This is a genomic window from Pseudoalteromonas sp. 23_GOM-1509m (assembly GCF_000518425.1).
Classification (GTDB): domain Bacteria; phylum Pseudomonadota; class Gammaproteobacteria; order Enterobacterales; family Alteromonadaceae; genus Pseudoalteromonas; species Pseudoalteromonas tetraodonis.
The window spans coordinates 43,687-65,772 of record NZ_KI912434.1 but is presented as its reverse complement, the minus strand read 5'-3'; the positions used below and the strand labels follow the sequence as shown (position 1 = coordinate 65,772).

Genomic DNA, 22,086 nt, shown 5'->3' with positions numbered 1-22,086 from the left:
ACAGATATAAAACGTATACCCAAGTCACTTTGGTATTTAATAATAACAAGTAGCGAATTGATAAACTTTATGATTCAAAAAGGCCCTTCATTATGACTTTGCTCTGGATACCCCTGTTATCCTTATTAGGCAGTGTTATTTCTGCATGCACCGGCAAACTTTCTCGAAATCAGGCAACGAGCCTAACGGCTATTGCGCCTTTAGCCGCGCTTGCAATTACACTTTATCATGCGCCTGCGGTTCTCGCGGGAGAAACCATTCGTTTTAGCGCGCAGTGGATACCTGCTTTAGGGCTGGATATTTCCTTACGCTTAGATGGTTTGAGTTTACTGTTTTTATTTATGATTTTAGGAATAGGGCTGCTGGTTATTTTGTATGCCCGTTATTACCTAAGTCAAAACGATTCACTGCCAAAGCTATTTAGTTACTTAATGTTATTTATGACCGCCATGCTGGGCATTGTTATGTCAAACAATGTGATTCAGTTATGGGTATTTTGGGAGCTAACCAGTATTAGCTCGTTCTTGTTGATTAGTTACTGGTGGCATAAATCAGAGGCGCGCAAGGGGGCGCGTATGGCACTGGCGGTAACCGGTGCGGGTGGTTTAGCATTACTGGGCGGCTTAATGCTGCTAGGTGATATTGTTGGAAGCTACAACCTAGACACTATTTTAGCTAGCAAAGCGATTATTCAATCACATGATTTATACGAATTAGCGCTGGTGCTAGTATTACTAGGCGCCTTTACCAAGTCTGCACAATTTCCGTTTCATTTTTGGTTACCCCACGCCATGGCAGCACCTACGCCTGTTAGTGCCTATTTACACTCTGCGACTATGGTAAAAGCAGGTATCTTTTTACTTGCGCGTTTTTATCCAGCACTGGCGGGAACTGACACTTGGTTTTTATTAGTCGGTTTGACGGGTTTAACTACACTTTTATTTGGCGCTTACATCGCGCTATTCAAACATGATTTAAAAGGCTTATTAGCCTATTCAACAATTAGTCATTTAGGCCTAATTACTCTATTACTCGGCCTAGACACACAACTTGCAACCGTAGCCGCTATTTTTCATATTATTAACCATGCTACGTTTAAAGCGTCGTTATTTATGGCCACGGGTATTATTGACCATGAAACCGGCACGCGTGATATGCGCAAACTCAATGGCATGTGGCGCTACTTACCTTATACGGCCACATTGGCGATGGTGGCCGCTGCCGCTATGGCGGGTGTACCGCTATTAAATGGTTTCTTATCTAAAGAAATGTTTTTTGCTGAAACACTGCATCAGCAAGTACTTGGCTCTATGTCGTGGTTAATTCCTGTGCTGGCAACCGTTGCAGGTGCGCTGTCGGTAGCGTACTCATCTCGCTTTATTCATGACGTGTTCTTTAATGGTGAACCGATAGACTTACCACGCACCCCTCATGAGGCGCCACGTTATATGCGTGTGCCTATCGAAATTTTAGTGGTGCTATGTATTTTAGTGGGTATTTTTCCGCACTTTGCAGTAGATGGTATTTTATCGGCTGCCTCATTGGCCGTACTTGGTCAAGCTATGCCTGAGTACAAGCTAACTATTTGGCACGGTTTCAATTTACCTCTACTTATGAGTGGTATGGCGGTGATTGGTGGTTTATTTATTTACGTTAATCGTAAGTACTTGTTCCAGTTTCAGGCGTCGTTACCTCCTTTTAACGCTAAAAAAATCTTCGAGCGTTTTTTAGCAGTTGTGGTTAATTGGTGTCAAAACAAAATCCAATCAACAGAAAATGGCTCATTACAACGCTATGTATTTATTATGTTAGGCGTTGTATTACTTGCCTCAGGTTGGCCATTATTTGAAATGAAACAGCTAGCTGGCAGTGTACCTAACACCCCAGTTGATATTCAAAATGCTATAGGTGCAGGGCTACTGATTATTGGTGCTATTGCTACCGTTATTTGGCATCGAATTCGGATGGTGTCGTTATTAATGCTGTCGATTGTGGGATTAATGGTTTCGGTAGCGTTTACACGTTTTTCAGCGCCTGACTTGGCCTTAACGCAACTTACAGTAGAAGTTGCGACCATCATATTATTAATGTTGGCACTGTTTTTCTTACCGCAAAGTACGCCAAGAGAGTCAAGCTCGTTGCGTATTTTACGTGATGTGGTTATTTCCTCTACGGTGGGGGTAATTATTGCTAGTATTTGTTATGCCTTACTGACTCGTCCTCTTAATTCAATTTCTGAATTCTTTGTTGCTAATGCTAAAACAGGCGGTGGGGGTACTAACGTTGTTAACGTTATTTTAGTTGATTTTAGGGGCTTTGATACCTTAGGTGAAATCACCGTGTTAGGGATTGCAGCACTGGGTATATTTAAACTGTTATCAAGAATTCCGCTTTATATGCCAGCAAGCGACAGTGAAGGGCGCCCATGGTCTAAAGACCGTCACCCTATTTTATTGGCTTGTATTTCACAAAGCTTATTACCATTGGCGCTATTAGTATCCGCTTATATTTTCTTACGTGGTCATAACTTACCGGGCGGTGGATTTATTGCCGGCCTCGTGACCTCTATTGCCTTTATTTTACAATATATGGCCCATGGTACTGCGTGGATTAATGAACGTTTTGATGTTAACTATCGAAAAATTATTGCATCAGGTATCGCTATCGCCATGTTTACGGGTGTCGGAAGTTGGTTCTTCGATAAACCATTCTTAACTACCTGGTTTGATTACTTTGATATTCCGTTTGTTGGTAAAACAGAGCTAGCTAGCGCCATTGTATTTGACTTGGGCGTGTACTTAACCGTCGTTGGCGCGACGCTAATGATCCTTGCGAGCTTAGGTAATATGACAGCGAACGCAGAGAAAGAAGAGGTAAATATTTAATGGAACTGTTATACGCATCTTGCGTTGGCGTGCTAGTCACCTGTGGTGTGTTCTTATTATTGAGAGCGCGCACATTCCCAGTGGTATTGGGGCTGACAATGATTTCTTACGCGGTTAATTTGTTTTTATTCTCATCAGGGCGCTTAACTATCAATAAAGCGGTGGTACTTGGAACTGGCGCTGATTACGCCGATCCGCTGCCACAAGCCTTAGTATTAACAGCTATTGTGATAGGATTTGCCATGACTGCGTTTGTGGTTATTTTATCGATACGAGGGCGAGCAGATTTAGGGAATGATCATGTTGATGGCACCCTAACCAGAAGTAAACGCAAGGAGAGAAAATGATTCAGCATTTAGCATCTTTGCCTGTTTTAATGCCTATGCTAGCGGCAATCATTCTGCTACTGCCACCGTGTGGCAAAAGTTTATTTGCACGGCGATTAACTTCAAGCCTAATGGCTATTTTAACCTTTGTAATTACAGTATTACTGCTGGTTCAGGTTAAAGATAACGGGATTATTGTTTATGCAATCGGTAACTGGTCAGCGCCGTTTGGTATTGTACTGGTAGCAGATATGCTCTCAACTTTACTGGTTACTTTAACCGCCTTTTTAGGTCTTGGTGTGGTTTTATATGGGTGTGCCGGCGATGACGAGCAAGGCAGCTTTTTCCATCCCTTGGTTCATTTTTTAATATTAGGGGTAAATGGTGCGTTTTTAACGGGTGATCTATTTAACGTCTTTGTCTTTTTTGAAGTGTTACTAATTGCTTCTTATGCGCTATTAATGCACGGCGGCGGTAAACCAAAAACACGTGCAGCACTGCATTACGTTATTTTAAACTTGGTTGGCTCAAGTGTATTTTTAATCGGCTTAGGTATTTTATATGGGGTATTGGGTACCCTAAACATTGCTGATATGGCTAATAAAGTACCGCAGTTAACCGGTGATGATGTTTATTTAGCTAAAGCGGGCGGGTTACTATTGCTTGTAGTATTTGCCCTTAAAAGTGCACTATTACCACTGCATTTATGGCTCCCAAATGCCTATTCAAGTGCGACACCTGTGGTTGCTGCATTATTCGCGATTATGACCAAAGTAGGTGTTTACGCCACTTTACGCGTATATACAGTGGTATTTGGTGAGCAAGCCGGTGAACTTGAGCATATGGCGCAGTCTTGGCTATGGGCGTTGGCCATTGCTACCATAGTGATTGGGGCAATCGGGGTGTTGGCAGCACAAGATTTACGTAAGCTTACCGCAAACTTAGTACTGGTTTCTGTGGGTACTTTAGTGGCACTGGTTGCACTTCAAAATATAAACGCCACAGCTGCACTATTGTATTATTTGGTGCACTCAACGTTAGTGACTGCAGCACTATTTTTACTGGCTGATTTAATTGCAACTCAGCGAGGCAAAGCCGGCGACAGATTAGTTGGCGGACGCGCAGTTAAACAACCATTCTTGTTGGGAGCGTGTTTTATTATCGCTGGACTAACCGTCATAGGTATGCCGCCACTTTCAGGTTTTGTAGGTAAAATTTGGATTTTAAAAACCACCTTAAACAGTGAGCAAGCACTGGTATTTTGGCCTGTTTACTTAATTATGAGCTTAGCGTTAATTGTTGCTATATCACGTGCAGGCACGAGTTTGTTTTGGGAGCATAAAGACAAAGGCGGTGAGGCTGCTGATGTTGCTAATGCACATCCGTTGCAAGTTATCGTACTTGTTGGCCTGCTCACAAGCTCAATACTGTTGGTTGTTTTTGGTGATTTGGCAACGCAATATGCACTTGAAACAGCAACACAACTTCACGATATTAGTGGTGGTATTAATGCGGTACTCAAGGGAGGTCTGTAATGCGCTTAGAAGCTCGTTTTCGTTGGTTACCCACACCGTTTCGTAGTCTATTTTTATTTATAGTATGGCTATTATTAAATAACAGTGTGTCTGTAGGGCATATTATATTGGGTGCATTGTTAGCACTGCTTATTCCTTTATTCAGTATGTCATTTAGAGATCCACAACCACTCATATTAAAGCCTGGCTTGGCGTTTAAGCAGTTACTTATTGTGCTTTACGATATTATTGTGGCTAATTTACAAGTGGCCTTATTAATACTGGGCCCTTCAAAAAATTTACGTCCAGGTTTTGTTAAAGTGCCTATCGATTTAATGCATGAAATGCCAATTACTATTTTAGCTAGTTGTGTGTCTTTAACGCCGGGTACAGTAAGTGCTGAGGTTTATCCTCTTATTAAGTCACTTAATGAAGATGATGAACCAGCGCAGCGATATTTATTAATTCACGTGTTGGATTTAGATGATGAGCAAGCACTTATCAAACAAATTAAAGCACGCTACGAAGCTCCCCTAAAGGAGATATTTCAATGTTAGATACAGTATTACTGATTGTTTTTTCAATGGTTGGATTGTCATTACTACTAAATTTATGGCGACTTATTATTGGTCCATCAGTACCAGATCGTATTTTGGCGCTCGATACAATGTACATTAACGTTATTGCATTGATTATTTTATATAGCATCAGTATGGGAACAGGTTTATATTTTGAAGCCGCTTTGCTTATCGCAATGTTAGGCTTTATAAGTACGGTGGCAGTATGTAAGTATTTACTTCGTGGCGATATAATTGAGTAAGGTATTAAAATGATAAGTGAATGGATCGTATCAATATTGCTGTTGTTAGGTGGGCTCTTTATTTTAATTGGCTCTATTGGCTTAATTAAACTGCCGGACTTTTTTATGCGTTTACATGGGCCAACTAAAGCAACCACTTTAGGGATGGCAAGTATACTCACGGCTGCGATGGTATTTTTTGCCAATTCAGCTAGTGGCTTAAGCGTAAAAGAAATATTAATCACTATATTTTTATTAATCACGGCGCCCATTAGTGGTTATATGCTAATTAAAACCGCTATTCATCATAAGTTAAAAGCCAAAGATGGAACGAAAGGACTCGATAATATCGAAAAAGATTAACCCTAACAAACGACAAAAAGCCGAATAATGGTAGTTATTCGGCTTTTTGTTTTTTTGGTTGTTCCCATTTACAACACTTATTGAACATGTGAGTATGGCGTAAATTCAAATACAAAAAGGATATTAATATGGGTAAGGTATTACTTTTATCACTACTTATTTTTTCAACTAACTTATATGCAGCGGAAACTACTAAGCAACAAAAAATTGATGAGCTGGTAGAGGTGATGGATATGGACGCTATGGTTGACTCTATGTATTCTCAAGTTGAGGGCATGATGCAAAATATGTCGGTGCAAATGGGGGTAAAGCCAGATGAAAAGCCAATATTTGACAAATATTATGCCGATATGACTAAGGTGCTAAAAACCAAAATGAGCTGGCAAAAAATGCAGCCTATGATGGTTAACCTTTATGATAAGCAATTTAGTGAGCAAGAGATTAGCGATATGCTCGATTTTTATAAAACAGAGTCAGGGCAAGCTATTTTGAAAAAAATGCCACAGGTGATGCAAGCATCTATGCAAATGTCACAATCTCTAGTGCAAGAAGCCATGCCTGAGATCCAAGCAATTGCTGGGCAGCTAGGTGAAGCACTTAAACAATCGCGTAGCGAAGCTAATTAAACTATAGTTAACCTAACTCGTAGCAAAATAACGTCTACATTTTCTAGCAGTCACTATTTTGTGACTGCTGTATTCTTCCTCTTCTTTAAGCAAACGTAATCACTTATTTAATGTGCCGATAACGCATTCCCTGAGTTTTAAAATAGCGGTTGACCTGTGTGTTACACATAGGTTTATTATATTGTCATTAAATAACCAGAGATTTAGTGATGTACGTAAAGCAATTAGCTAACGCTATGGGTGTAACCCAAGACACTGTGCGGCACTACACGCGTATAAAGCTACTTAACCCCATTCGTAGCCAAAGCAATGGCTATCAAGTGTATACCGCTGCCGATCAACAGCGTTTAAAGTTTATTATTAGTGCACGGCAACTTGGTTTTTCTATTAAAGATATTCAGCAAATAGTTGCTCAGTCGGAGCAAGGGAATTGCCCATGCCCACTGACACGACAATTAATAGCAAAGCGACTTGAAGAAACAGAGCGGTTATTTCAAGAAACACTCAAACTAAGAACGCGTATGCAAGCTGCGGTAAAACAGTGGGAAAACTCAAGCGATGGTGCTGTAAGTGCCGATATATGTAGTTTAATTGAGACCTTTGTAGATCCCCTTAACGAACAAGTGAGTTCCGAGGAAGCAAAATGAGCAACAATAAAGACACAGTGCAAAATTTTATAATTGAAGGTGCCAATTGCGGCAGCTGCGTCGCAAAAATAGAAAAAGCGCTAAAAAGCGTATCAGGTGCGCAGCGTGTTGAAATGAACTTTGCTGATCGCAGTGTGCAAGTTGAAGGCAATGCGCCATCAGCTGAGCTGATTGAAGCAGTCGAAAATATTGGTTACAAGGCTAAGCCAATGAATAGCGAGTCGGAGCAAGACGCGCTAGATGAAAAAGCCAAAGCCGATAACGCACACTATAAAAAGCTAATGCGTAATATGGTATTGGCGCTAGGCGTTGGCGCTCCGCTTATGCTTTATGGGCTTATTTTTGATATGAGTGTTACCACTAACGCGCAGCGTATTGGCTGGTTTATTGTTGGTATAGTCACTTTAGTGGTTATGGCCATTGCGGGTAAACAGTTTTACAACGGCGCATGGCAGTCATTTAAAAACCACACCGCCAATATGGATACACTGATTGCATTGGGCACAGGTACCGCGTGGTTGTATTCTATGGTGGTAGTCATTGCGCCAAGCGTGTTACCCGAGGTGGCTAGGCATGTTTATTTTGAAGCCTCAGCGATGATCATTGGTTTAATTAGCCTAGGCCTTGCCTTTGAAGTAAAAGCCCGCGGTCGTACTTCTGAGGCGATAAAACGCTTAATCGGTTTGCAGCCAAAAACCGCTCGGGTAGTGCGTGATAACAAAGAGCAAGATATAGCTATTAGTGAGGTACTAAAAAACGAGACTGTGCGTGTACGCCCCGGTGAAAAAATCCCTGTGGATGGTGAAGTCATTGAAGGTAGCAGCTCAGTGGATGAGTCAATGCTCACGGGTGAGCCTATGCCAGTGAACAAAATTGAGGGCGATACCATTGTTGCAGGCAGCATTAATAAAAGTGGCACGTTACTATTTAAAGCCACCCATATTGGCAGTGAAACCACACTTGCCGCTATTATTAATATGGTTAAACGAGCACAAAATTCTAAACCCTCCATAGGGCGTTTAGCCGATGTAATATCCGGCGTATTTGTTCCTACGGTAATGATTATTGCAGTGCTCGCGGGCCTTGCTTGGCTTAATTTTGGCCCCGAGCCGAGCATTGCTTATGCGGTAGTGGCCGTGACTACGGTGCTTATCATTGCCTGTCCGTGTGCGCTGGGTTTAGCAACCCCTATGTCAATTATGGTTGGGATAGGTAAAGCCGCTGAATCGGGAATACTTATTCGTAATGGAGAAGCGCTGCAAACCACTTCTAAAATAACCACCATGATTTTAGATAAGACTGGCACGATCACAGAAGGAAAACCCACCGTTACCGATATCATTAATTTTAATGACAGCGATAAAGTACACGTGCTAAAGCTTGCCGCTAGTCTTGAAAGCGGCTCTGAACATCCTTTAGCGCAAGCTATTGTAAGTTATGCTGAAAATGAAGATATCACGATTGAAAAAGTCAGCGATTTTAACGCTGTGACGGGGCAAGGTGTTACAGGCAGATTAAATGGGCAAACTTTATTGTTTGGCAATGAAGCGCTTATGAGCCAACACAATATCAGTATTGCAGAGGCAAAAGAGCAAGCTGAGCAATTAGCCAGCGCCGCTAAAACGCCAATGTATTTTGCAATTGATACCCAACTACAAGCCATTATAGCGGTGGCCGATCCGATAAAAGACGATTCAGCAGAGGCCATTAAACGTCTACAAAAAAAAGGTATCCATGTTGTTATGCTGACCGGTGATAACCAAGCTACCGCCAGAGCCGTCGCTAACAAAGTCGGTATTAAGGACTTTATTGCCCAAGTAATGCCTGATGACAAAGCCAGTGAAGTAACTAAACGCCAAGCTAAAGGTGAAATAGTCGGTATGACGGGTGATGGTATAAACGATGCGCCGGCACTGGCACAGGCTGATGTTGGGTTTGCTATTGGCACTGGCACCGATGTGGCGATAGAGAGCGCTGATATCACCTTAATGCGTGGTTCATTACAGAGTCTTGGCGATGCCATTGCGGTTAGTAGCGCCACTATAGTCAATATTAAGCAAAATTTATTTGGTGCATTTATTTACAATGTGGCAGGTATTCCAATTGCTGCGGGGCTGTTATATCCATTCTTTGGTATATTACTCAACCCGGTTGTTGCAGGTGCTGCTATGGCGTTGTCATCACTAACTGTGGTCACAAACGCCAATCGCCTGCGCTTTTTTAAACCCAGTAAATCGTAATTTTATAAATAGGAGTAGCATTATGTTGATGATCAATATACTCGGCGCGTTGTTAATTGCGGTTATTATTTACTGGTTTTGGCTATACAAACCTAAGCAAGTGCAGAGTAATAATAACAAAATAACGATAGTGGTTGATAACGGCGTTTATTCTCCTGCCCATATTAAAGTGGCTGCTGATAAAAAAATAACGCTGACGTTTAATCGACAAGACAGCGCCCCATGCGCCGAAACGGTGGTGTTTCCTTCACTCGATATCAGTAAAACGCTCGCTATGGGTGAGAATAACACTGTTGAGCTGCCGGCACTTAAAGTGGGTGAATATGCTTTTCATTGCCAAATGCAAATGTATAAAGGCACGTTATTAGTGTCTTGAATATTAGATTAATAAAACTAAAAATGGCTCTGATGCGTATGTTCAAGCAGAAAACTTATAAGGCGTAGTATGAATAAATTAAATCCTAAAAAACTGCTTAATAGTAAATGGACAGCGATCCCAGCAATTAATAAGGAAAAACATTTTATTATTGTTGAGGTTGAGTTTGATGAAGACGGCAACGTCATTGAATGTATCACTGAGGCGGTAATGTCAAAAAACCAATACCCAATCCAGTGGCGCGATTTAAAAGATCAACAAAAATGGCTGCAAGGTTGGAAATAAAGCAGACTTTGTAAAATACATTGCTCATGCTCATAGCCCTTATGAGTATGAGCGACTAGTTTATTGATTTTTAGAGCAACACATTGCTAGCGACTCTCCTCTATTACAGCTTGTTTTCATCCCAATTCGCCATTTGGCAACAAAACGATAGTTTTTAAATCGTTCTTCAAACGTTTTTATAAAAAATAATAGAAAGGTTATTTTAGTTTTATATTTCAATGTGTTATGCGTACTATTTTATACCGTTAAAGTAAGTATGTCGGATGTGTTCAGAGTCGGTTTATTCTCATAACTGCTCTAAACATGATTTTTCCGGTTTTTTCATTCCCATGTCTCTTTTTATTATAATTTAACTTATTGATTTTAAATGTTTATTTATTTCAGCCTCAGTGGTTGTTGCTAAAAAGCAACAAAATCATGGTTTATTTTTATTAAAATGCTTCAAAATCATTCTAACTGCATGTTTTTAAATAACTTTAAAAACATGGCATCGAAGTTGTAATACCTAAGCTGTATTTAGCAAAAAACGTGATAAAGCATATCGGTTTTATCGCACAACCTAATGAAGGAATTACATTATGAAAACACTTAAATCAACACTGGTATTAATGGCTTTAGCTTCTTCATCAGCGGCTTTTGCAGCAACCGATTTTGACACACTCGATGTGGATGGCAACGGCGCTATTAGCCAAGCTGAAGCATCAGTTGACGCCTCACTTATGAGCCAGTTTACTGAGCTTGATACTGACCAAAACGGTGAGTTATCTAAAGCAGAGTTTTCTAAGGCGTAACCAGCTTTAGTGCTCAATACTACCACTGATTCTGAGTTGCCCAAGACAACCTAAATAGGCAAGGGAGCCTATGACAAAGAATCGCAAGGATATGAGGTTGATAGTTTTGAGCCAATTATTTTTTATTTGACGAACATTGCACACTTTGAAGGATTATATTATGAAAAAGTTACAATCAACACTGGTATTAATGGCGCTTGCTTCTTCATCTGCAGTATTTGCAAGCACAGACTTTGAAACGCTTGATGTAGATGGCAGTGGCACCATCAGCCAAGCAGAGGCATCGGTTGCTGCTGAGCTTATGGAGCAGTTTGCAGAGCTAGATGTAGATGGTAATGGTGAACTTTCTAAAGACGAATTTTCAGCGTACTAGTTTCCCTTAAGGATCTTTGAAAAGGACTTCTTACCATTTTAATTAAGGCATTTAGCCTAAGGATTAATTATGAAAACATTTACTAAAATACTCGCTTTAATTGCACTTGCTTCATCTTCAGCGGCTTTTGCTGCGGTTGACTTTGATTCTTTCGATACTGATGGCGACGGTGTTATTAGCCAGTCTGAAGCACAAGCTAACTCACAACTAGCTCAATTATTTGATGATTTAGATGTTGATGGCAACGGTGAGCTTTCAAAAGAAGAGTTCGCAAAAGTTCAGTAATTACATTACGGATGAAAGCGTTTATGTAATTTATAAACGAGACATAAAAAGCAGCTAAGTAGTAAATACTCAGCTGCTTTTTTGTGCGTGGCGGGAAATAGTGTGTGCAGTTGTCACTAAAATAGTGCAATGGCATCAATGTATTTAATTTAATCTATTGATTTTTATATTCTTTAATTCTTGGTTTTAAACTTGCTTAGCTGTTGATTAGGGTATTTAAGGAGCCTAACTATGGCGAGAATGAGTTATATAAGTAGTGTTGAGCGCTATAACGAATATGAGCAGATAATACATAGCTTATTAGAATCAATTTTAATGAGTATAGATGACGGCATCGCTAATAATCGTGATATGCGCTATTTAACAAAGCATTATCCTTTTTTAGAATTACAATACTGTTTGGACGAGAAGGGCTCACAACAGGGCAATAACGTTTGTTTTAAACGTGCCTACAATAAAAAATTGGCACAGAGAGGCAATAATCAGGATTTAAGTGAGCGGCCTTATTTTTTAAATGTAAAAGCCTGTAATGCTATTTGTTTTACTGCGCCTTATATTTCTATTGCGACCAACCATTTATGTATATCTGCGATTAAAGAATTAAACAAACCTATCAATAATCAACATTATTTAGTTGTTGATGTAAGTTTAACGCAGCTTATTGAGTTTGTGATGGGTGATACCGCTCGTGCGACTATGTCACCTTATTTTAAAGCAGGTTATGGCATTATTGTGGCGTGCTTATTTAGTTTGGTGCTTTTTTTACTCAACATCGTATTTATCGACATCTATGAATTAATAACTCACGTAAATAGTTCGTCCGATCCCCTAGAACCCTTTAGCATCATTATTTATATCACGTTAGCATTGGCTGTTTTTGATCTAGGCAAAACAATTCTTGAGGAAGAAATCCTCATGCATAAAGATATTTTTAGACACTCATCAACACGACGAACCATTACCCGGTTTATCTCTACCGTGTTAATTGCTATATCAATTGAAGCACTACTCACTATGTTTAAAGCCGCATTAGGGCAATCAGAGTATTTAATGCCAGCTATAGCGATGATGCTTGCAGTGGTGGGACTTTTAATTGCTTTAGCGATATATGTGTATTTAGGTGCAAAAGCTGAAACATTGCTTACACAGGCACGGGTAAAACTAAAATCCTCCGAGTAGGAGGATTTTAAATAGTAATGTTTAATTGTATTTATTGTTTGTCAGCGGTGCGTTTAGTTTTAAAGTCAGACTCGCTTGTCCATTTTGGCCAATCACCGTTATTCGCCAGTTGTGAGGCTATATCAACAATCAGTTCTATATCTTGTTTTACCCCACCTAATGACCAATCAGCTGAGTAATCGTCAGCTTCTTTATGGTATTTATGAGTGATGTAGTCAGGATCGGTATCACCTAAGCTCATAAACAGTAAGCTTGGCACACCTTGTTTGGCGAGTGAAAAATGATCCGATCTAAAAAATAAGCCATTTTGCGCACGAGGATCCAGTTTAACTTGACGTCCTTGCGCGTTTGCGGCTTTAGCTAAATAGTGTTCCATAGTCGAGAGGTCTTTACCGTACTGTAAAATATAGTCGGTGCTATCGAGTACGTTCATCCCATCAATATTTAGTAGGGCAACCATATTCTTTGTTGGGATCACGTCACCAGAGGCAAACTGCGCTGAACCAATTAAACCGGTTTCTTCGGCGGTGAAGTTGGCAAAAATAATCGAGCGTTTAAACGGTGTTTGCTGATGCATTTTTTGCATTATTCGAGCAATCTCAAGGGTGGCCGCGGTGCCTGATGCGTTATCAATGGCGCCATTATAAATTTTAGGACCGCTGTCGGTTTGTTTAGTGCCAAAGTGATCCCAATGGGCACTAATAACGATGTATTCATCTGGGCTTTCACTGCCTGTGATTTTTGCGACCACATTATGTGATTTTGCATGTGACACTTCGTTTTTAAATGCAAGGGTTGCTTTTAAATTCAACGCTTTAGCTTGAAATTGCTCACTAAGTGCTTGTTGCTTTAATTGTTGGTAATTTAAGTGTGCTGATGCAAATACTTGCTCGGTGGCATCGAGTGTTAGCCAGCCCATAACGGGTAATTCAGATGCATTGAGGTTGTTATCCATTAGACTGTATTTAGTGCCGGTATTTGAGCTTTCAACTACCCCCCAAGGGTATGCGGCAGGAGCTGTTTCGTGAACAATAAATACCGCTTTAGCGCCTTGGCGCGCGGCTTCTTCATATTTATAAGTCCAACGACCATAGTAAGTCATGGCATTACCAGTAAATAACGTATCGTCTTGAGTGGCAAAGCCTGGGTCGTTTACCAGCACAATAACGGTTTTACCGGTTACATCAATATTGGCGTAGTCGTTCCAGTTATATTCAGGGGCATTTATACCATAACCGACAAAGACCACATCAGAATTGCGAACATCAATAACAGGCTGTAATTGTTTAGTACGAGCAGTAAAGTCTTTACCCGCTTTAAAGCTTAAATCACCCATGGTCAATTGCATGTTTTGATCTGCGGTGATCATGGCCATTTTAACCGGATGTAAAAAATCACCGTTATAGGCACCAGTTAACCCTATGGCTTTGTATTGTTCACTCAAATAGCCAACGGTTTTTACTTCACCCAATGTTAATGGACCGCGGCCTTCAAAGTCATCAGAGGCAAGGGTTTTAATATGCTGTTTTATATTATTTAAACTAACGCCCGGACTGTTTTCGAGCGAGGAAGTGGGGGTTGCAGACTCTGAGCAACCCGTTAGTACAATAACTAAAAAAAATGTGATGGTTTTTATATAAGACATAATAAGTTAGGAAATAATATTTTTTTCGACTATAACCCCAAACAATAACACAATGCGAATTTTTATCCCTTTTAAACCTATTTTTATGCAGCTTACCTCTTTGGCCCTTTACCCATTAACAGCCATTAGGTAAGTTAAAAATAATAACAAAAGGGATAAGTAATGAAGCAATTTAATCGTCGGGATTTTTTAAAGGCAGCCAGTGTAGCTGCCGCTGCTGGTGTGGTTAGTGGCTGTGCATCTAGTGGCAGTGTTCATACTAGCGCGCCTATGCAACAAGGGCGCTCCGTTATCGGTTTGGTCGCACCTAAAATGGATGTGGTGAGAGTAGGGTTTATTGGTGTGGGTCAGCGCGGGTATGGCCATGTAAAGCGTATGAGCCACATTGAAGGCACTCAAATAGTGGCTATTTGCGATACTCATACAGAGGTTTTAGAACGTGCCGCTAATTATTTAGTTGATACGGGAGTGGCAAAGCCTGCATTGTATAGTGGCAGTGAGCGCGCTTATCAACAAATGCTCGAACGACAAGATATTGATATTGTTATTATTTCAACACCATGGGCATGGCATGCGCCAATGGCTATCGATACCATGAACAGCGCAAAACATGCTTTTGTTGAAGTGCCTCTGGCACTGACTGTTGATGAAATGTGGCAAATTGTCGATACCGCAGAGCGTACGCAAAAAAACTGCATGATGATGGAAAATGTTAACTACGGCCGCGACGAGTTAATGGTATTAAACATGGTACGCCAAGGTGTATTTGGGGAGCTGTTACATGGCGAAGCGGCGTATATTCATGAACTGCGCTGGCAAATGAAAGAGCTTGAGCACAAAACAGGCTCATGGCGAACGCAGTGGCATGCAAGACGTGACGGTAATTTATATCCTACGCATGGATTAGGGCCGGTATCGCAATACATGAATATAAACCGTGGCGATCGGTTTGATTTTTTAACCTCAATGAGCTCACCTTCACTTGGCCGAAGCGCCTATGCACAGCGTGAATTTGCTGCCGATCATCCCCGTAACCAGCTCAATTATATTGCTGGTGACATGAACACGACGCTGATTAAAACTCTCAAAGGGCGCAGTATTATGGTGCAGCACGATACGACAACCCCTCGCCCGTACTCACGACATAACTTAATACAAGGCACGAATGGCGTGTTTGCCGGTTTCCCTAATCGTATTGCCCTTGAAACTGGTGGCTCAAAAAGTTTTCATGAGTGGGATTATGATATGAGCGCATGGTATGAGCAGTACGACCATCCCTTATGGACAAAAATGGGTGAAGAGGCGCAGCGCAATGGTGGCCACGGTGGCATGGACTTTTTAATGTTTTGGCGGATGATTTACTGCTTAAGAAATGGTGAACCGCTAGATCAAGACGTTTATGACGGGGCGGCATGGTCGGTTATTTCGCCGTTATCAGCCCAGTCTGTGAGTGAGCGTAGCCGCTCAATAGATATTCCCGATTTTACTCGCGGGGCATGGCAAACCGCACAGCCTTTGGGCATTGTAAGCTAAGCCAAATAAAAAAGAGCGCATGCGCTCTTTTTTTATTTATTGGTTATGTTTATTAGCTACTTCTCACATCAACCTTGAGTTTAAGCTTTTGGCCTGGCTGTAAGTATTTTTGCCCAGCCAAGTCATTCCATTTAATTATATCGCTCACGGTTAAATTAAACTTAGAGGCTATACGCGCTAATGAATCACCCCGACGCACTTTATAAGTAATAGTGCGATTGGCGTTATTCGCTGACTCTTTAGGCTGATTTGCTGATTTATAAACAACCAATTTTTGATTTAAACGCAGTACTGCATTTTTCTTCAGCTTATTCCACTTAGCTAATTCACCCATAGTGACATCGTATTCGCGGCTTATGTCCCACAATGTGTCGCCACTTTTTACCGTGTGTGAGAGCTTAGTACGCAAACTTTTATTAGCGGCCGCACGTACTTGCTGAGGTAAATGTTCACTGTTAATTTTACCATCTGTTAGCGGCACTAAAATTTGTTGGCCAACACGAATGACGTTTGAATTAAGCTTATTTAATGACTTTATTGCATTGGTGCTAGTGGTAAATTTACTGGCAATTACCGACAGGCTATCACCTTTTTTAACTTTGTATTGTTGCCAGCGAAGACGATTTTTAATGTCAGTTGCAGCTAATTTTTCTGTAAATTGCTCTACTTTATCGGTGGGTATTAATAAAAAGTGTGGGCCATCAGGGTCTGTTGCCCAGCGGTTAAATCCAGGGTTTAGTCTGTATAGCTCGGTAAGGGTCATGTCAGCCATATCGGCTGCCAGCGCTAAATCAATCTGTGACTCAATATTGACCACTTCAACCACTTGCGCGTTAATGATAGGCTTCCATGACACATTAAAATCATCAGCGCGCTTTAATAAATCGGCTAATGCTAATAATTTAGGCACGTAGGCAGTGGTTTCACGAGGTAAATCAAGTGACCAAAAATCGGTAGGTAAATGCTTTTTACGATTCTTTTTAATCGCACGCAGTAAGCGGCCTTCACCTGAGTTATAAGCTGCAATTGCGTTCAGCCAGTCACCCTCAAGGGTTTTGTGTAAGTATGAGAGATAATCAAGCGCTGCGCGAGTTGATTGCACAATGTCGCGACGCCCGTCATACCACCAGTTTTGTTTTAAATCAAAACGCTCGCCGGTTGCTGGCATAAATTGCCAAATACCCGATGCGGTGCGGTGTGAGTAGCCATAAGGGTCAAAAGCACTTTCTACTATGGGCAATAGTGCAATTTCGATTGGCATTTCACGCTTTTCAATTTCTTCAACAATAAAATGCAAATACGGCTCAGCACGTTTAGAAATACGATCTAAGTATGCTTGATGGCGCGCATAATAGTTACGCTCAGCGACCACTGGGCGGTTTTGTGGAATATCGATGGATAATTGGTAACGAATACGCTCCCAAACATCGTCAAACACAGGGGCTTCCTCTTCGATATCGTTCACTTGTTGATATTGCGCGTTCATCATCAGCGCCGTGCTAATATCGTTTGGGCTTGCGCCTTCAAGCTGGTCTAGTGCCTGATTTTGTGAATCTGTGTTTAACGTTGTCAGTGTTTGACAACCGCTTAGCGTCATCGCTAAGACCAATAAAAGAGGAGATTTATTCATAAATACCAATACATAGGGTAAAAAACTCGGCGAATACTACCCATAATGAGTCAACATTGCCACTTATGACCGTTAAAAGTTCCAAACAAATATGATTAGAAAATGTTAACTTATTGTTTATTAACTAATCGTTTTATTATTGTTGTTAGCGCATGTTTAACCTTGAAAGGTCAACAGGCCCAAATTAAAAATGATCTTTGAACTTTCTCAGACTAGCAAAGTTTTCCCAAGGTTCATTGTTTTTTGTAACTAAACAATATTCTTTTGGTATTAATTCTGTAATGTTTGGCAAATTACTACGCATAAAAGGGTTAATTTTCAGCTCATGGCCTATGGTACTTGGCAACGTTATTTCATCTTTATTACGCAATTCATCCACTTGCTGGCTGTAAGCGAGTAACTCGGGGTTTCGTGGCTCAACCGCTTTTGCAAACGCCAAATTCGCCTGGGTGTATTCATGAGTGCAATACACTTTGCAATCACTCGGTAGTGCACTAAGTTTATTAAATGAATGCCACATTTGCTCTGGGCTGCCTTCAAATAAGCGCCCACAACCACCGCTAAATAATGTGTCGCCAGTAAAGGCAAGTGCATCATTAACATAACAAATATGATCGAGTGTGTGGCCAGGCGTGGTGATAATATTAAATGAGGTGCCTAAAACGGTAATCGTTTGGTCTTCATTTAAAGGCTCTGTTATTCCTTTAAATGAACTGTTACTTGGGCCGTAAACCTCAACGTTTGGATACTGTTTTACTAATTGGGCAACGCCATCAGTGTGATCATAATGATGATGCGTTATTAAAATACCGCCTAGGGTTAAATTATACTGTGCTAAATGCTCAGTGACCGGCGCAGATTGGCCAGGGTCAACCACCCACGCTTGATTATTATGCTCGGTGGTTAAGCACCAAATGTAGTTATCAGAAAAGGCTTTAATTGCTTTGACTTGCACCATGTATCGTTGCTCTATAAAGTGGTATTTAATTAATATTATAACGAGCTTATATAATGAAACCAGCCCTTAGTTTTCAAGAAGGCCCCAAACCGTTGTCATGGCAACAGTTTCCGCATGGTGATTATTTACGTTGTGATATAGAACGCAAATTGTCGCCGTGGTTACCACGTATGTTTGGCTATCATATGCTTAAATTGGGTAATTTAAGTGGCGAGTTAGATACCAGCAAGAGTTCCATTAAGCATCAAGTATGCGTTGCAGAGCCAGGCCCTTATACCGGAGTGGTGGCTGACATAGACGAACTGCCTTTTTATGAGCACAGTATAGATGCGTGCATTATGAGCCATTGTTTAGAGTATCACTCAGATCCGCATCATATATTACGTGAGGCTCATCGTACGCTTATTCCCGGCGGTTATATTGCCATTACCGGTTTTAATCCTTTTAGCTTTTGTGGGTTAGCGCAATTACTGCCATTTAGTGGTCAAAAATTACCGTGGACAGGGCGCTTTTTTACCCCTGCACGCGTTAAAGACTGGCTTAATTTACTTGGGTTTGAAATTGTGGCCGATGAGCGCTTTATTTATTCATCGTTGGCACGCGGTAACCGGTTGTCGCGGTTTGCGTTTTGGCGCAGCTTTACCAAGCAATATTTAAAACCTATGGGCAGTGTATATTTGCTGGTGGCACGAAAGCGTGTTGCGCCACTTACGCCAATAAAACCTAAGTGGCATGCACGGCCACAATTTGCGCCAATAAAAGGGGTAGGGCTTAGGCAGACCTCAAAGCAACATTATCAGCAAAATAAAAAATAGTGCGATATTGAGGGTTACGGTTGGTAACCTTCATCATCAATTAAGTTGTTGCCGCTGGCCGCATCACGGGCAAGGTCGTCAACAATTTCATTATATTTATGGCCACTGTGACCTTTTACCCATTTCCAAGTAACATCGTGCTCGGCGCAGGCTTTATCGAGACGTTTCCATAAGTCGACATTTTTAACCGGCTTTTTAGCAGAGGTTTGCCAACCGCGTTTTTTCCAATTGGTGATCCACGACTCAATGCCTTGTTTTACGTATTGGCTATCGGTAGTCAGGGTAACAGGGCATGAACGATTAAGTGATTCTAGCGCAACAATGGCAGCTAGCATTTCCATGCGGTTGTTTGTTGTGAGTTTGTAACCTTGACTTAATTTTTTTTCGTGGGCTTCATAAATCATAAAAATACCATAACCACCGGGGCCTGGATTACCTAAACACGAACCATCGGTGTAAATCTCTACGGTTTTTTGCACTGTTTTACCTTGATATTATGTACAATAAAGTGATTATAGAAAGATACCAGAGTCAGGCTTAATTCGATATGGCACGCAGACAAATAGTTTTAGATACAGAAACCACCGGCATCGACCCTAAACAAGGGCACCGTATTATTGAGATAGGCTGTGTGGAGCTAATGAATCGTCGGCTAACCGGCAATAATTTTCACGTTTACATAAATCCACAACGCAGCATTGAAGAAGAAGCAATCGACGTTCACGGTATTACCAACGAATTTTTACGTGACAAACCGCTTTTTAGAGACATTGCCCAAGAGTTTTTTGACTATATTAAAGACGCAGAACTCGTTATTCATAACGCGCCGTTCGATATTGGCCATATGGATAATGAATTTGCGTTATTAAATCAAGGTTATCAAAACACCCATGATTTTTGTGGCGTGCTTGATACCCTTAAAATGGCGCGTGACTTGCATCCAGGACAAAAGAACAACCTAGATGCGCTTTGCCGTCGCTACGATGTTGATAACACTAAGCGTACGTTACACGGCGCCTTACTGGATTCTGAGATTTTAGCCGATGTTTACTTGGCAATGACCGGGGGACAAGTAAAGCTAAATCTTAATCAAAATAAAGATGACTCAAGTGAAGATCAAAAGGGCGGTATTAGGCGCTTAAACAGCGATAGAGCCCCATTGGTTGTTGTAGCAGCAAGCGAAGCAGAGCAAAGCGCACATCAATCACGTTTAGACATTGTACAAAAGGAGGGCGGCCATTGTTTATGGCGCGCTGAATAAGGCACTATTATGAAAACGCTATTAGTAGTTTCACTGTTTTTAATCGCCGCGTGCTTCATTCCCGATGCACACAGCGTTAAACAAGTTGAAGAGTTAAAAGGCAGCGGAAAACAAAATGAAATACCGTTACTGGATAACCGTTTTCGTATAGATGACAAAATTGATGAAATAAAATTAATATTTTTTAGACGTCCTGGCTCGCCTGCCGTTATTTTAGTTAGACCCGATGGCACTAAGTACTTTGCAACCAATGCGGTAAGAAACACCAGCCTAGATTGGTACGACGAATTAAATTACGATCTAGTGGTTATTCGCAACCCTATGCCTGGGCCATGGCAAGTTATTGGCCAAATAATGCCACAGAGCCGTATTGTTGTAATTGGTGAGCTATCGCTTAAGGTTGATCCACTCCCTAAGATTCTTTTTCAGGGTGAAACTGTAAAGGTAACCGGTGAGATTTTAAATGATGGCGAGCCCATTCGCGCTAATCTTTTCAAAGATGCGGTATCGCTCAATGTGAGTTTTGTGAGTACTAATAATGAAAATTTTGAAAATTTTGGAGCAGGCATACAGCAAGTTACTGAATTTAAAGACGATGGCTACGGATTTGATGAAAGTGCAAAAGACGGTGTGTTTACGGGTGAGTTTACTTTAAATTTTACTCCAGGCGAGTGGCGGCCAGAACTTTATATTACCACCGACGTCCTTGAGCGACGAGTTGTTCAAGACACTATAGTTGTGCATGAGCCGCCTTTTAGTTTTACCTCAGTTGAAGCAACCGATGAGGGGGACGATCACCGTATTACTATAAATATTGATGAAAAGTTATTAAAGCCTGAAACCGTGATCATGCAAGGGAAAATTTATTATCCCAATAATGAAGAGCAAGTATTTTACTTAGACACTAATAACACCGCAGTAAGAGAACTGGCTTTACAAGATTACGGATGGGGACGTTACAACATTGAAATTTCTGTGTTTGGCTCAACAGTAAATGACAGAGAGTTTATGGCTACGTTGCCAACCTATTTATTTGAAATAGAAAGACCGATAGAAGTTATTCCTGAAATTCCAAAAGCGAGCATCATTAAGGAAGAAAATATTCCAGAGCCTGTTATAAAACCAAAAGTAATGGCCACGGGATTAATGGTTAGTTTAATTATTGGTGGGAATTTGGCCATATTATTTATTGGTTGGTTATGTATTCGTGTTTTTGTGCAGAATAAACCGATAAAACTTAAATTGAATTTTGCTTTTTTAAAGAAAAAAAAAGCAACCGAGGCAAAAAAATCAGATCAGCAAAAAACAACTGATGCAGAAAATGGCTCAAAAAATGACAAAACAGGTGAAATTTTAAACCTTTCGATGTCAGATGACTAAAAAACCTGTAAAAAAACAAAAAAGCCCTTGACGAAGTAGGGGCTGGTTCGTATTATTCACGCCGCTGTCAGGGGAGACTCAGACAGCAACGAAAATGCGGAGTGGTAGTTCAGTTGGTTAGAATACCGGCCTGTCACGCCGGGGGTCGCGGGTTCGAGTCCCGTCCACTCCGCCA

The 22,086-nt window shown here is 41.0% G+C and carries 23 protein-coding genes and 1 tRNA gene; 20 read left to right on the top strand and 4 right to left on the bottom strand.

All coding sequences use genetic code 11. The features are described 5' to 3' along the window. Positions 1 to 92: 92 nt before the first annotated feature. The 15 genes from N523_RS0115910 (at position 93) to N523_RS0115840 (ending at position 12,689) form a co-directional block, all read left to right on the top strand. On the top strand, positions 93 to 2,885 hold the full coding sequence (locus N523_RS0115910; protein ID WP_028835352.1) for a monovalent cation/H+ antiporter subunit A: 2,793 nt from the start codon (positions 93 to 95) through the stop codon (positions 2,883 to 2,885). Next, positions 2,885 to 3,232, top strand: coding sequence for a Na+/H+ antiporter subunit C (locus tag N523_RS0115905; protein ID WP_013464542.1), 348 nt, complete (start codon positions 2,885 to 2,887; stop codon positions 3,230 to 3,232). Before N523_RS0115910 ends, N523_RS0115905 begins: the two co-directional genes overlap by 1 nt. Next, a complete protein-coding gene (locus tag N523_RS0115900; protein ID WP_024602786.1) occupies positions 3,229 to 4,746 on the top strand; it encodes a monovalent cation/H+ antiporter subunit D in 1,518 nt (505 codons plus the stop codon). Before N523_RS0115905 ends, N523_RS0115900 begins: the two co-directional genes overlap by 4 nt. Further along, a complete protein-coding gene (locus N523_RS0115895) occupies positions 4,746 to 5,282 on the top strand; it encodes a Na+/H+ antiporter subunit E (RefSeq protein ID WP_016899457.1) in 537 nt (178 codons plus the stop codon). Before N523_RS0115900 ends, N523_RS0115895 begins: the two co-directional genes overlap by 1 nt. Next, positions 5,276 to 5,545, top strand: coding sequence for a K+/H+ antiporter subunit F (locus tag N523_RS0115890; RefSeq protein WP_008114565.1), 270 nt, complete (start codon positions 5,276 to 5,278; stop codon positions 5,543 to 5,545). Before N523_RS0115895 ends, N523_RS0115890 begins: the two co-directional genes overlap by 7 nt. 9 nt (positions 5,546 to 5,554) lie before the next feature. After that, positions 5,555 to 5,887, top strand: coding sequence for a Na+/H+ antiporter subunit G (locus tag N523_RS0115885; protein WP_013464546.1), 333 nt, complete (start codon positions 5,555 to 5,557; stop codon positions 5,885 to 5,887). A 128-nt stretch (positions 5,888 to 6,015) separates the two neighbouring features. Beyond that, complete coding sequence (locus N523_RS0115880) at positions 6,016 to 6,513, top strand: DUF2059 domain-containing protein (RefSeq protein ID WP_028835351.1); 498 nt, start codon at positions 6,016 to 6,018, stop codon at positions 6,511 to 6,513. A gap of 209 nt (positions 6,514 to 6,722) precedes the next feature. Beyond that, a complete protein-coding gene (locus N523_RS0115875; RefSeq protein ID WP_028835350.1) occupies positions 6,723 to 7,160 on the top strand; it encodes a MerR family transcriptional regulator in 438 nt (145 codons plus the stop codon). After that, a complete protein-coding gene (locus N523_RS0115870) occupies positions 7,157 to 9,400 on the top strand; it encodes a heavy metal translocating P-type ATPase (protein ID WP_028835349.1) in 2,244 nt (747 codons plus the stop codon). Before N523_RS0115875 ends, N523_RS0115870 begins: the two co-directional genes overlap by 4 nt. A gap of 22 nt (positions 9,401 to 9,422) precedes the next feature. Continuing rightward, entirely contained in the window at positions 9,423 to 9,776 is a 354-nt protein-coding gene (locus tag N523_RS0115865; protein WP_028835348.1) for a cupredoxin domain-containing protein, read from the top strand. Positions 9,777 to 9,845: 69 nt separating this feature from the next. Next, positions 9,846 to 10,061 (top strand): TIGR02450 family Trp-rich protein, encoded by a 216-nt coding sequence (locus tag N523_RS0115860; RefSeq protein ID WP_008467123.1) that lies wholly within the window; start codon positions 9,846 to 9,848, stop codon positions 10,059 to 10,061. Positions 10,062 to 10,639: 578 nt separating this feature from the next. Then, positions 10,640 to 10,852, top strand: coding sequence for a calmodulin (locus tag N523_RS0115855; RefSeq protein WP_008467122.1), 213 nt, complete (start codon positions 10,640 to 10,642; stop codon positions 10,850 to 10,852). A 160-nt stretch (positions 10,853 to 11,012) separates the two neighbouring features. Beyond that, on the top strand, positions 11,013 to 11,225 hold the full coding sequence (locus N523_RS0115850) for a calmodulin (RefSeq protein WP_008467121.1): 213 nt from the start codon (positions 11,013 to 11,015) through the stop codon (positions 11,223 to 11,225). Between the two features lie 69 nt (positions 11,226 to 11,294). Further along, positions 11,295 to 11,510 carry an EF-hand domain-containing protein gene (locus N523_RS0115845; protein ID WP_028835347.1) on the top strand — a complete coding sequence of 72 codons (216 nt, stop codon included), beginning with the start codon at positions 11,295 to 11,297 and terminating at the stop codon, positions 11,508 to 11,510. A gap of 231 nt (positions 11,511 to 11,741) precedes the next feature. Then, complete coding sequence (locus N523_RS0115840; RefSeq protein WP_016899465.1) at positions 11,742 to 12,689, top strand: EAL-associated domain-containing protein; 948 nt, start codon at positions 11,742 to 11,744, stop codon at positions 12,687 to 12,689. A 31-nt stretch (positions 12,690 to 12,720) separates the two neighbouring features. Here N523_RS0115840 and N523_RS0115835 read toward each other — a convergent pair whose 3' ends face one another. After that, entirely contained in the window at positions 12,721 to 14,334 is a 1,614-nt protein-coding gene (locus N523_RS0115835) for a M28 family metallopeptidase (protein WP_028835346.1), read from the bottom strand. A gap of 162 nt (positions 14,335 to 14,496) precedes the next feature. On the opposite strand from N523_RS0115835, the gene N523_RS0115830 reads away from it, so the two are divergent. Then, positions 14,497 to 15,867 carry a Gfo/Idh/MocA family protein gene (locus tag N523_RS0115830; RefSeq protein ID WP_028835345.1) on the top strand — a complete coding sequence of 457 codons (1,371 nt, stop codon included), beginning with the start codon at positions 14,497 to 14,499 and terminating at the stop codon, positions 15,865 to 15,867. Between the two features lie 52 nt (positions 15,868 to 15,919). Here N523_RS0115830 and N523_RS0115825 read toward each other — a convergent pair whose 3' ends face one another. Then, complete coding sequence (locus N523_RS0115825; protein WP_028835344.1) at positions 15,920 to 17,497, bottom strand: lytic transglycosylase; 1,578 nt, start codon at positions 17,495 to 17,497, stop codon at positions 15,920 to 15,922. 184 nt (positions 17,498 to 17,681) lie between these two features. Further along, on the bottom strand, positions 17,682 to 18,455 hold the full coding sequence (gloB, locus tag N523_RS0115820; protein WP_028835343.1) for a hydroxyacylglutathione hydrolase: 774 nt from the start codon (positions 18,453 to 18,455) through the stop codon (positions 17,682 to 17,684). A gap of 53 nt (positions 18,456 to 18,508) precedes the next feature. Here gloB and N523_RS0115815 point away from each other — a divergent pair, with 53 nt between their 5' ends. Beyond that, the gene (locus N523_RS0115815; RefSeq protein ID WP_008465729.1) at positions 18,509 to 19,270 is read left to right on the top strand and encodes a class I SAM-dependent methyltransferase; all 762 of its coding nucleotides are present in this window, start codon (positions 18,509 to 18,511) and stop codon (positions 19,268 to 19,270) included. A 14-nt stretch (positions 19,271 to 19,284) separates the two neighbouring features. Here N523_RS0115815 and rnhA read toward each other — a convergent pair whose 3' ends face one another. Further along, positions 19,285 to 19,749, bottom strand: coding sequence for a ribonuclease HI (rnhA, locus tag N523_RS0115810; RefSeq protein WP_013464557.1), 465 nt, complete (start codon positions 19,747 to 19,749; stop codon positions 19,285 to 19,287). 68 nt (positions 19,750 to 19,817) lie between these two features. On the opposite strand from rnhA, the gene dnaQ reads away from it, so the two are divergent. The 3 genes from dnaQ (at position 19,818) to N523_RS0115795 (ending at position 22,086) form a co-directional block, all read left to right on the top strand. Further along, positions 19,818 to 20,531, top strand: a complete 714-nt coding sequence (dnaQ, locus tag N523_RS0115805) for a DNA polymerase III subunit epsilon (RefSeq protein WP_013464558.1) — start codon at positions 19,818 to 19,820, stop codon at positions 20,529 to 20,531. Positions 20,532 to 20,540: 9 nt separating this feature from the next. Continuing rightward, complete coding sequence (locus tag N523_RS0115800; RefSeq protein WP_013464559.1) at positions 20,541 to 21,911, top strand: TIGR03503 family protein; 1,371 nt, start codon at positions 20,541 to 20,543, stop codon at positions 21,909 to 21,911. Between the two features lie 98 nt (positions 21,912 to 22,009). After that, a tRNA-Asp gene (locus tag N523_RS0115795) sits at positions 22,010 to 22,086 on the top strand.

What these genes read in the sequence shown, in the direction of transcription:
- N523_RS0115825 (WP_028835344.1), bottom strand. Translation starts at nt 17,497, where the DNA reads ATGAATAAATCTCCTCTTTTATTGGTCTTAGCGATGACGCTAAGCGGT.
- gloB (WP_028835343.1), bottom strand. Translation starts at nt 18,455, where the DNA reads ATGGTGCAAGTCAAAGCAATTAAAGCCTTTTCTGATAACTACATTTGG.
- dnaQ (WP_013464558.1), top strand. Translation starts at nt 19,818, where the DNA reads ATGGCACGCAGACAAATAGTTTTAGATACAGAAACCACCGGCATCGAC.
- N523_RS0115855 (WP_008467122.1), top strand. Translation starts at nt 10,640, where the DNA reads ATGAAAACACTTAAATCAACACTGGTATTAATGGCTTTAGCTTCTTCA.
- N523_RS0115875 (WP_028835350.1), top strand. Translation starts at nt 6,723, where the DNA reads ATGTACGTAAAGCAATTAGCTAACGCTATGGGTGTAACCCAAGACACT.
- N523_RS0115860 (WP_008467123.1), top strand. Translation starts at nt 9,846, where the DNA reads ATGAATAAATTAAATCCTAAAAAACTGCTTAATAGTAAATGGACAGCG.
- N523_RS0115865 (WP_028835348.1), top strand. Translation starts at nt 9,423, where the DNA reads ATGTTGATGATCAATATACTCGGCGCGTTGTTAATTGCGGTTATTATT.
- N523_RS0115880 (WP_028835351.1), top strand. Translation starts at nt 6,016, where the DNA reads ATGGGTAAGGTATTACTTTTATCACTACTTATTTTTTCAACTAACTTA.
- N523_RS0115910 (WP_028835352.1), top strand. Translation starts at nt 93, where the DNA reads ATGACTTTGCTCTGGATACCCCTGTTATCCTTATTAGGCAGTGTTATT.
- N523_RS0115835 (WP_028835346.1), bottom strand. Translation starts at nt 14,334, where the DNA reads ATGTCTTATATAAAAACCATCACATTTTTTTTAGTTATTGTACTAACG.
- N523_RS0115885 (WP_013464546.1), top strand. Translation starts at nt 5,555, where the DNA reads ATGATAAGTGAATGGATCGTATCAATATTGCTGTTGTTAGGTGGGCTC.
- N523_RS0115900 (WP_024602786.1), top strand. Translation starts at nt 3,229, where the DNA reads ATGATTCAGCATTTAGCATCTTTGCCTGTTTTAATGCCTATGCTAGCG.
- N523_RS0115800 (WP_013464559.1), top strand. Translation starts at nt 20,541, where the DNA reads ATGAAAACGCTATTAGTAGTTTCACTGTTTTTAATCGCCGCGTGCTTC.
- N523_RS0115830 (WP_028835345.1), top strand. Translation starts at nt 14,497, where the DNA reads ATGAAGCAATTTAATCGTCGGGATTTTTTAAAGGCAGCCAGTGTAGCT.
- N523_RS0115895 (WP_016899457.1), top strand. Translation starts at nt 4,746, where the DNA reads ATGCGCTTAGAAGCTCGTTTTCGTTGGTTACCCACACCGTTTCGTAGT.
- N523_RS0115870 (WP_028835349.1), top strand. Translation starts at nt 7,157, where the DNA reads ATGAGCAACAATAAAGACACAGTGCAAAATTTTATAATTGAAGGTGCC.
- N523_RS0115905 (WP_013464542.1), top strand. Translation starts at nt 2,885, where the DNA reads ATGGAACTGTTATACGCATCTTGCGTTGGCGTGCTAGTCACCTGTGGT.
- N523_RS0115815 (WP_008465729.1), top strand. Translation starts at nt 18,509, where the DNA reads ATGAAACCAGCCCTTAGTTTTCAAGAAGGCCCCAAACCGTTGTCATGG.
- N523_RS0115845 (WP_028835347.1), top strand. Translation starts at nt 11,295, where the DNA reads ATGAAAACATTTACTAAAATACTCGCTTTAATTGCACTTGCTTCATCT.
- N523_RS0115850 (WP_008467121.1), top strand. Translation starts at nt 11,013, where the DNA reads ATGAAAAAGTTACAATCAACACTGGTATTAATGGCGCTTGCTTCTTCA.
- N523_RS0115840 (WP_016899465.1), top strand. Translation starts at nt 11,742, where the DNA reads ATGGCGAGAATGAGTTATATAAGTAGTGTTGAGCGCTATAACGAATAT.
- N523_RS0115890 (WP_008114565.1), top strand. Translation starts at nt 5,276, where the DNA reads ATGTTAGATACAGTATTACTGATTGTTTTTTCAATGGTTGGATTGTCA.